Below are 8605 nucleotides of genomic sequence, written 5' to 3' on the forward strand. Positions count from 1 at the left end.
GAACAAGAGCATCCGGGAGTGGACCGAGCTGCTGGCCGGCGACGAGGTGCTGGCCACGGCCATCCTCGACCGCCTGCTGCACCGAGCGCATGTTCTCAACATCAAGGGGCGCAGCTATCGCCTGCGGGATCTGGAGGAGGCTCTCCAGCGGGCTCACGCTTGAGCCGTCGTAAAACTGGATGTCGCCTTATCTCGTAAATCTCGGTGTCGCTTGACAGCACCCAAGCGGCCATGTGGGCGTCTCAGTGTCTTCCAGGAAGTGGAGCCGCTAATCGGAATGTCTGAGATTTTGACGCAGGAGATTGCGGTTGGGGATCAGGTCCGCGTCCACTTCCATCCACCCGGTGCATGGAAGAGCTTTTCCGAGGGGGTGGTCAGACGGGTTGATGTGAATACCCCGGCAGGGCGCTTCTTCGTCGTGGAGGTCACGCACGAAGTCATTCTTGACCGTGAGCATCGGATCAGACCGGGTTTTCTCGATTACGTTCGATACGAGTGCCGGAATGACTTTCCAGGTCGCATTGAGATCCTGTCCTCGCCAAAGCCGGATGTTGAGGAGCCATCGCCTGAGCTAGAGATCGGCACGGCGACCGAGATCCCGCCCGAGCAGGAGCCTGAGCAGCAAATCGCCCCGGCTCCGACGAGCGAGCCGCAGATCGAACTTCGGCCTTCGGGCGAAGAAGCGGTTGAGCCCGAACCATTCCAGGTTAGGCTTGAGCGTCAGGAAGGTCGCAGACGTGGCGGGTTGCTATCGACGCTGTTCGGACGGCGAAGCTACTAAATTCATCCGTGGCGTGTTGATGCCAGATAATTGGGCGGGAGATCGACTGGAAGCTCTGGTTGCCTTGATTTTGCCGCACGAAACCGTAGCCTGAGCGGCGATGGCTTTGGACATTAAGGACCAGATGAGTACCCGCACCCTTGTCGTTGACGAGCGAGAGTTGAGTACAATCCGCGCTGCACTCCTCCTCCTGCAAGAGCAGCTTGACGCGCTCCCCGAAGACCTTGCTGAGATGCTGGGCGAGCACGGTCCTGCGATGACAGAAACTGAGATCGACAACCTCATTAGTCGCGTAGGCAAGTGTCAGGAGGAGCCCCTCCGTCTTGAGGTGCTGGCTGAGGTCGAGCGTTTCCAAAGCGGCTTTCGCCGCGAAGCAAAAGCGACATAGCAAGTCTCACCGATAAGACAGGCAGTACGCTCCACTCGTATGATACCCGCTCGGACATGCCCCAGTTTTCGGGAAAGCGTGCTGAGCACCCTCATAGCCGAGGCAGTAGTCACCCGACGTGTGATAGCCCGAGGGGCAAGAGCCAACTTTCGGCAGGGCTGGACGAGCCGCTTCTCCCCTAGAGTTTGGAATACAGGCGCTGCCGCTCGTGTGATAGCCAGACGGGCACGTGCCAACCTTGGGAAGAGCCTGTGCGATGGCGGACATTGGAAGCACCAGAGATATAGCCAGACATACCGCGATGTCCCGGAAACCCGCCATGCTATTCATATCACCGGCCTCGGCACTCAGAAGAAGTTCTCGCGACGATCACCATAAAATAGAGGTCGCTGCTCAAGGTTGAAGCGATGAAAGATATAACTCTTCGTCGAAGGTGACTTTATCGGCCAGGGTCCAGAATGCGACAGCAACAATCTCGCGGCGCGTCACTCGGCTTCCCATTCCGCGCTCTACGAGGAAGCTTTCAATCTGACCTTTGTAGATGGGTCGCGCGAATGCGGAGTTGTCTGTAAAATCAAGATCCTCGCCGAACGCCATCTTAAAGTGACAAAGATCGGTGTCATTCAGGAAGTCCAGCATAAGCACAGGGTCGGATAGAAGTTCACAGTCCCGGAGACGACGATCCCAGATGATATCGACGGCCTTCTCGGCATTAAGATCATAGGCGTACACAGCAGGGGATGAGACTTTCATGACTTCATTCAGATCGAATTTGTAGTTGGTGCGATAAAATTGTTTCTTCCGATTGAGGCGTGGCTCGACCAGTACTGGTGCGCGACGTGGCCAGACTGTCGGCTTCCGATGCTGGTAGCGGGATTGATCTTGTCCGTCGCTCCAGACCACGGGAGGACGCACTGCTTCGTAGATGTGACCGCAAAGGACTGTCTGATCAATTTGACATAAGGTGATTGGCCATCGCCTGCCGAGTGTGGCCTCGACTTCATCCTTTGTGAGGGCGTCAAGCGTCATGACGCCTTGAACTCGGCCATCCTGGGAGAGCCACGCGTATAGCCCTACCGACTTCCAGTACCCGCTCGCTCGGCGGCGATGGTCAAGCCAGTTACGAGCCTCGACACGCCAGCGCCAGAAGGCTGCCAACGAGGAGAGGGCGGCATCAATCTTAATCGCAAACAGGTGGCGGGGTCTCGTGGCCGAGATGCGTTGAGCGACCCTTCTGCCGTACCCTTTTGCGCATCGTTCGCACGAGATCGATGAGCATCGGTTCTCAGTGCAGCACTTCCTTGTCATGGAGTATTTATCCGCGCGGGCTGTTCCAGTTGGCTGGATGATCCACCAGCACGGCTTATCGCTCACACCAGCGACTGGAGCCTGCACTCGACCTACAATTCCCACACGAGTTGTATCATCTGACGAGCTTGGCAATTCCCACTAAGTTGTCCCACAGCCAGGGGAGAAATGGCATGCTCGTGGGGCTGGCTCGGACATCGACAACGGAACAGCAGGCTGGCTTGGAGCACCAGATCGAGAACTTGAAAAAGCTGGGTTGCGAAAAACTCTTTATCGAGGAGGTCTCCTCGGTCGGTCAGCGCCCAGTCCTAGAGCAGGCTATTGATTGGGTGCGTGAAGGGGACGCGTTATGCGTGACGACGCTCTCCAGGCTGGCAAGGTCGGTGCCCCACCTTTGGCAGATCATCCAGCGTTTCGAAAAGAAGAAAGTAAGCCTCCGTATCCTTGATATGGGCGTGGATACTGCGACCTCAAACGGGCGTCTTCTCCTGAACCTGATCGGATCTATCGTTCAATGGGAGCGCGAGGTCATGTTGGAGAGGCAGGCCATTGGAATAAAAAAGCCCAGAAGGAAGGTAAATTCCGGGGCCGAGTTCCCGTGGCACGTCGTCAAACAGATGAAATCATTCGTCTCAAGAACGAGGGCATGAACCCGGCAGAGATCGCCAAAACTCTGAAGGTGGGGCGGTCGAGCGTTTACAGGGTTTTGGCCGATAATCCTCTCAAGATTGACGGGTGAAACTAGCCGGGGAGGGGAGTCCAGCCAAGCCTCCGCTCTGGTAATGCCAATGACAATTGCCCATCAGGAAGGCGTCCACAGAGTTCTATGTCTGTTGGCATGAGCTAACCCCCTGAACCCTGCGGTTGTCACGCCGCCCTAGCCTAAGTTCCTGTGCGGCAGCATCCGCTAGCGGTCGAGCTTGGATGAGCAATCGCCTAACGCACCGGTCCACGACGCGGCGTTCGAGCAGCCGTTCCCAAGCTGAATCACCGCGTTCTCAGTACGACTGGTTTTATCATGCTGCGCAATTTATCAGCGTGAGCGCGACTTATTGGCTTCAACTATTGGCCAGTCCCTTGGTATCAACTTCTCTCCGGATGCCTTAGTCCAACGGTACTTCGTTGATGATGTGTAGCGCGGGTCTTCAGCAAAGTAGGCATGCTCCAGTACTACTATTTGTAAGTCCTGCTCGCGAGCAACCTCGGAAAAAAGGAAATCAAAATGGCGTTTTAGGGCACGTGTGTCTTCATCTTCAGACTCTTGGTCCAGATTGATCTCATCTGTCTCATCATCAGATGGAAAATATGGACGGCTAACCTGATCGACCACGACAACGCCAGGGACGGGTGCAGCAGTTTCCTTCAGAAACCGCTGGATCGCGAAGATCAGCGCCAAATGGATCGCGAGGTAATTTTGGTCAGAGCCAATAGACCCAAATCGGACGATGCGTTTCGTGCTCGGTTGCACGAGAACGATGTCTGGCTTCTTTGAAAGGAACTGAATCTCAGCGCCAGTGCATGGCGGCTCTGTAGGAAGTGGCTTTATTATATCAGTTGCGGAACGAGAAATCTCGCTCTCAGCAGTCCGGAGGCGAAGCTCCTTGTATTCGGGATCGTAGTTAGCCTCAAGATCGGAGATTTCTGCTTCGATTTCAGAAAGCCTTTTGTTGGGCTCGTGACTCCGCTGCTTAAATGCCTCCAGAAAGTACGAAACTCGCCCAACGACGCGTACAGCGCGCTGAGTGTTATCTGCTAAGCGCTTGCTGTCGTCCGCAGCCGATATGAGAGAACTAATTTGGTTATCAATGCTTCGGAGTTGGCCTGTGAGAGCTTCAATCTCTTGATTAAGTGCCTCGATCTGGCCCTCTAAGCGCGGCCTCTGGTGAGAGGTCACGGTCCTCTCTTTCTTGAGCTTCTCGGCAGATTGGCGGATCAACGTCAGCATTTCTGGAGCAGCCGTTGTATGCTGAAGACATACCGGACAAGTCTCGTGCATTGAACTCGGGTTCAGTGTCTCGACTATGGCAACCTTGCGAAGCTGACGTGAAACAGTATCGGAGAAGCCAGACGCATATTGTACAGTTTCGGCGACTATCCGACGCTGCCTGCGTAATTCAGCGATTTCAGACAGCGCTGCTGCTTTTGCATCGTATAACCCTGTGAGCGCAGAGTCGTCTTGGAGTGGCGTTGCACTTGGGGACCATTGGGCGACCAGATTCAGGTCGTTTAGCAAGCTATCAAGGTTGCTGTCCTGCGCCGCCGTAGGAGCTATGCCGCACTGAGCCGCCTCCCCGAGTAGAGAGAGTGCCCTCTGTTTAAGAACGTCAAGCTCCGCATCTCTTGAACTCATACGGGCCAGTTCGCTCTCAAGTGCCTTCCGAAGTTGCTTCAGGCGTTTTTCTGTATCAATCGACTCTTCATCCATGGCCCCCAGGAAGTATGGCATTGAGCCAATTATTCCTTCAGCCTTCTCCTTATTGTCCATTCCGTGGAATAGGATCGTCTCACTGTCGATGACGCTTTTGCTGAGGAAGAGGTACGGAGTGATGTGACGGATGGAGATCCTCTCAGGTTTCGAACGACCCTTAGAAACGTCTTGGGTTACGTCACCAATGCCGAATGCTCTCTGTATTTCGACTCGTGCTGTGGCGAGATTGCAAGAGCCGGGTAAGTCTTCCACGCGGTCGGGCAGTGATATTTCCGCACCGAATGCGACGAACATACGGGTGCTTGTTGCCTGTCCACTCGGAGGAATAATCCGCGCCGTTAGAAGGTTGGCTTCGCCATTAGTCCAAAGCACAGCCACGGCAGATGCATGAATTTTAACATGCTCCGGTAGGTCGCAATCCTTCGATCCAAGGCAATAGTCGATAGCTCTAATAAGAGCCGATTTGCCTGTGCCTGATGCGCCAGTGATGATGTTCACCGATCCAGGCGTCAACACGATGTCTCTGCGTCGGCCATCGTGACTGTAGAAAGTGATTCTTTCGATGTTCCAGCGCATTAAATTGTAATTCCTAGCGCATTGAAGACAGTTGGAGCGGACTTAATTTCACCAGTCCAGAAGCCGAGCCGATGACTTCTCTTCATCACATCACCGACAGCATCTGAACTTGGAGCTTTCTTTAAGAGACCCTCATCAAGAGGAAGAAAAAGGCCGCTTTCAATCTTTATCAACCGCTGCTGTAGGCCAAAGTGAATGGCGGCACGGGTAAAGCGTGCCGTTCGATCAATCCGGCGAGCAAGATCGAGTGTCACAAAGGGGCTCCTTTGAAGCCATGTGAACAGACCTGTCGTCTTGTTTGTGGCCTCGAATGAAGGAGTCTGAGCCTCAGAAGCAGCTATTGGCAGTACAATGAACAGTGTTGGAAACTCTGCTCCTATATTCGCACTCTCAATATATCCTTGGAGAAAGGATCGGATCGCAAGTGAGCAAAAAGCAGGGTTGGTTTCGGCGAAAACATCAATACTCAAACCTCTGCTCACTTGAGAAGCTCCTTGTAGTCACAGTGCCAGCCAATGATGAGATCATTGGCAAGCATCTGATAACTTCCACGCACAAGTGAGGACTCTGTGACATGGCCTCTAAATGGCGAAATCTGATTTGGAGCGTCAAAATGACTCCAGTCCAATAGGGTCATCCCGGCCTCCTGCTTTGCGCCGTGATCAGCACCCTTGAGAGTCATACGCAAGCGGTCGTGGCGGTCCTGCCACTCCTCGCAAAGCAAATCATCAAAAGAGGCCAATTCGTCACTTACGCTGAAGTCCAATTCGAGCCACTTCGCTCTCTGATTCCGCGCACGCCACTCTTCCCGAGACGCTCGGTCAACAATGGTTTGATCGCCTCCTACAAGCTCGATCTGGCGACGTATGTTATCTAGTATCGTGTGATCAGATGGGGGCTTTTTCCGAATGAGGTCCGTTGGAAGCTTCTGTTCTGCGCACTCCTTAATTAACAGAAGTACCTTTTGCTGAAGTTCGATCTTCTGGATGATCCTCCCGCGCTCCTGCGTAAGAGAACAGACCACTTGTCGATCCCACCATTCAAGTAGGCGTTCGGCCACCTGAAGCCGCTCCTTCAGTGGTATCTCTGAGAGCCGGGCCGCAACCTCAGCTACGGCATCGGTGATCTGATATGTGCCAGGACGAAACTCGATTCTGTTGATGAGATCGCGTTGGTCCTTTTCGTCCATATTTAGGAACGCCTCACAACCTGGAGCTTTCTTCGCGAAGGGAGGGGAGATCTTTCCAGCGGCTTTATGCTCTGCTCTCTTTTTGCAGACCCGTTCTGCTTCCTTGCGGAGGCTTAACAATAAAGGTTCGCGTAATAGTGGTCCGCTGTCAGAAGGAACAAGTCTATTCAGTGGGCTGTCAGGTGCAAATGTTGCGACACTGGAAAGTATTAGTTTCGCATTTATTTGGCGGATATCGGAGTAGCCGTCGATCCAAACTTTAAGTGTTTTCCATATCTCGTCACTGTAGACCGATATAGATGTAGTAGCATCGATGCTGTGCTTCAGTTGGTGAAGCGATTTTTCCGATTGGGTCTCCAGGAAGACATCATCAAGCGTTTCAACGCTCACGCCTGCGTCGTCCCCGCCAGCGTCAAGCAGCACAACGAGGGCGTACACGGCTTGAAAGTAATAGCCAAGTGCAGAGCCTGTGGCTGAATGTGATACTGTATTGGCGTCCGACATACGCGCCTTTGGCTACGCTGGCTTACACATTGGCGATACAAACGGCGTGGACCATATATGTAACTTGAGCACAGGTACAGCCCTGCTTGCTCTTCAATATGAGCGTGGGTCGCATAGACTCCCATTTGCCAACAGTTTGTTGGGTGCTGCGCCTCGATAGGCTTTTGGCATTTTCCAGCGGCATCGCGCAGAGCGGATTGTGAGGACGTGCGGTTGAGCAGGATCGACCTGTCGGACTGAATTGCTGTCGGCAGCGCGACAAATTCGGTTCAGATGGGCCGCCAGCTTGCCTTATGGACGGCGGCTGAGGCAAGAGATACGGAGCAATGAGGAAGGCGATCAAAGGCGAGTGTTACTGACCGAAAATCCAACTAGCCATCTTCATTCGCCCGTTCCCGTTTCTCAATGAGGTCCGCAAGAATGCGTTCGCTCTCGTGCCAGTCTGCAAAGTGGCCCGTCTGCTTCACATTGCCATGAACAAGCTTGTGGCAAGGATCACAGATCGGCACGAGAGGCACAAGATCGTCGCCACTCAACACCCGAGGGCGATAGTCCGGTGATGAACTGATCTTCCCTTCCCGCCGCAAGCGAGACACCTATATCCGGCTGCCTTCAGCACGATCTTGCGTATGCGCTTCCACTCATCGGTATCTCGATAGCCTCGTCGGTCTTCTGGGAGAAAGGGGACGAGAAATGCATTTGGATCTCGGCTCAGCAACTCTTGCCTCCAGGCCATTTCGGCGAAGGAGCGCTGAATCCGTTCCGGCAACGACTCTTTGAACGTGCCTTCCTGTGCCCTGAAGTAAATCTGTAGCTCCGCTTCGGGTGGCTCAGGATCAGGAGTGAGAGATGGGAGTGGCATTGTGATGTCCAGTGGCTATATCATTAGAAGAGGCAGATAACGGCGCTCATTCCCTTGAAGCCTACAATTCCCCAATATCGACATATGCCCAACGTCTCCCGCCTGCTCTCGCGCGTCTGCCCTTGCAAACAGAAGTGATATGCGAGCTTTGGCATCCCTCGATATGCTCCGCTGCTACCGTTGCGTTCTCATACCGCTCACCTGTATCGAGGCAGATAACGGGGCGAGCATTATGGGCTTTCCTCGGCACAACAGGGGGAATACGGCCAGCCACATAATCTTCTTCCGAGACCCATCTGAGCCCGCCTACTTTGTTTCGCTCGCCTCGAAGCACCATGGAGATATTCCCGTGCGAGATGTCTAGCCGTTCTTATGCATGGGAAGGTTGATGAAGGCTGGCGAGTGTAGCTTAAGCACTTGAAGCAGCGTAGGATTTGGTTGTTGAGACTAATCCCTGCCACCAATTGCCCTGTGCCACACTCGCCATGCCGGACGATACACCTGCCACCTTCCCGTTTCCAGCCGTTGGCCGCAAGAAGATCACCGCTGCTTTCGACGGTGGGCGCCTG

6 protein-coding genes and 2 pseudogenes are annotated in these 8605 nt (G+C 54.0%); 4 read left to right on the forward strand and 4 right to left on the reverse strand.

Translation table 11 applies throughout. From position 1 onward, the window contains the following. The 3 genes and pseudogenes from FS320_RS33020 to FS320_RS33030 all read left to right on the forward strand — a co-directional run. Positions 1-142: pseudogene (locus tag FS320_RS33020) on the forward strand (ATP-binding protein); the annotation flags it as partial. 135 nt (positions 143-277) lie between these two features. Beyond that, the gene (locus tag FS320_RS33025; protein WP_152716650.1) at positions 278-781 is read left to right on the forward strand and encodes a hypothetical protein; all 504 of its coding nucleotides are present in this window, start codon (positions 278-280) and stop codon (positions 779-781) included. Positions 782-881: 100 nt separating this feature from the next. Further along, positions 882-1169 carry a hypothetical protein gene (locus FS320_RS33030; RefSeq protein ID WP_152716651.1) on the forward strand — a complete coding sequence of 96 codons (288 nt, stop codon included), beginning with the start codon at positions 882-884 and terminating at the stop codon, positions 1167-1169. A 393-nt stretch (positions 1170-1562) separates the two neighbouring features. Here FS320_RS33030 and FS320_RS33040 read toward each other — a convergent pair whose 3' ends face one another. After that, complete coding sequence (locus FS320_RS33040; protein ID WP_152716653.1) at positions 1563-2198, reverse strand: hypothetical protein; 636 nt, start codon at positions 2196-2198, stop codon at positions 1563-1565. 452 nt (positions 2199-2650) lie between these two features. Between FS320_RS33040 and FS320_RS33045 the strand changes: the two are divergent. Next, positions 2651-3216: pseudogene (locus tag FS320_RS33045) on the forward strand (recombinase family protein). Between the two features lie 294 nt (positions 3217-3510). Here the strand turns inward: FS320_RS33045 and FS320_RS33050 are convergent. The 3 genes from FS320_RS33050 to FS320_RS33060 are packed head-to-tail and all read right to left on the reverse strand — an operon-like array spanning position 3511 to position 7174. Then, positions 3511-5481, reverse strand: coding sequence for a DUF3732 domain-containing protein (locus FS320_RS33050; protein ID WP_152716654.1), 1971 nt, complete (start codon positions 5479-5481; stop codon positions 3511-3513). Continuing rightward, positions 5481-5963 carry a three component ABC system middle component gene (locus FS320_RS48650; RefSeq protein WP_338105588.1) on the reverse strand — a complete coding sequence of 161 codons (483 nt, stop codon included), beginning with the start codon at positions 5961-5963 and terminating at the stop codon, positions 5481-5483. The genes FS320_RS33050 and FS320_RS48650 overlap by 1 nt, the downstream gene beginning before the upstream one ends. Next, the gene (locus tag FS320_RS33060) at positions 5960-7174 is read right to left on the reverse strand and encodes an ABC-three component system protein (RefSeq protein ID WP_152716656.1); all 1215 of its coding nucleotides are present in this window, start codon (positions 7172-7174) and stop codon (positions 5960-5962) included. Before FS320_RS33060 ends, FS320_RS48650 begins: the two co-directional genes overlap by 4 nt. Positions 7175-8605 lie beyond the last annotated feature (1431 nt).

Origin of the sequence: Microvirga tunisiensis, from assembly GCF_009296175.1 — a bacterium.
Lineage (GTDB): Bacteria > Pseudomonadota > Alphaproteobacteria > Rhizobiales > Beijerinckiaceae > Microvirga > Microvirga tunisiensis.

Excerpts from the sequence above, each read along its gene's own strand:
- FS320_RS33025 (WP_152716650.1), top strand. The coding sequence starts at position 278 with ATGTCTGAGATTTTGACGCAGGAGATTGCGGTTGGGGATCAGGTCCGC.
- FS320_RS33030 (WP_152716651.1), top strand. The coding sequence starts at position 882 with ATGGCTTTGGACATTAAGGACCAGATGAGTACCCGCACCCTTGTCGTT.
- FS320_RS33040 (WP_152716653.1), bottom strand. The coding sequence starts at position 2,198 with ATGACGCTTGACGCCCTCACAAAGGATGAAGTCGAGGCCACACTCGGC.
- FS320_RS33050 (WP_152716654.1), bottom strand. The coding sequence starts at position 5,481 with ATGCGCTGGAACATCGAAAGAATCACTTTCTACAGTCACGATGGCCGA.
- FS320_RS33060 (WP_152716656.1), bottom strand. The coding sequence starts at position 7,174 with ATGTCGGACGCCAATACAGTATCACATTCAGCCACAGGCTCTGCACTT.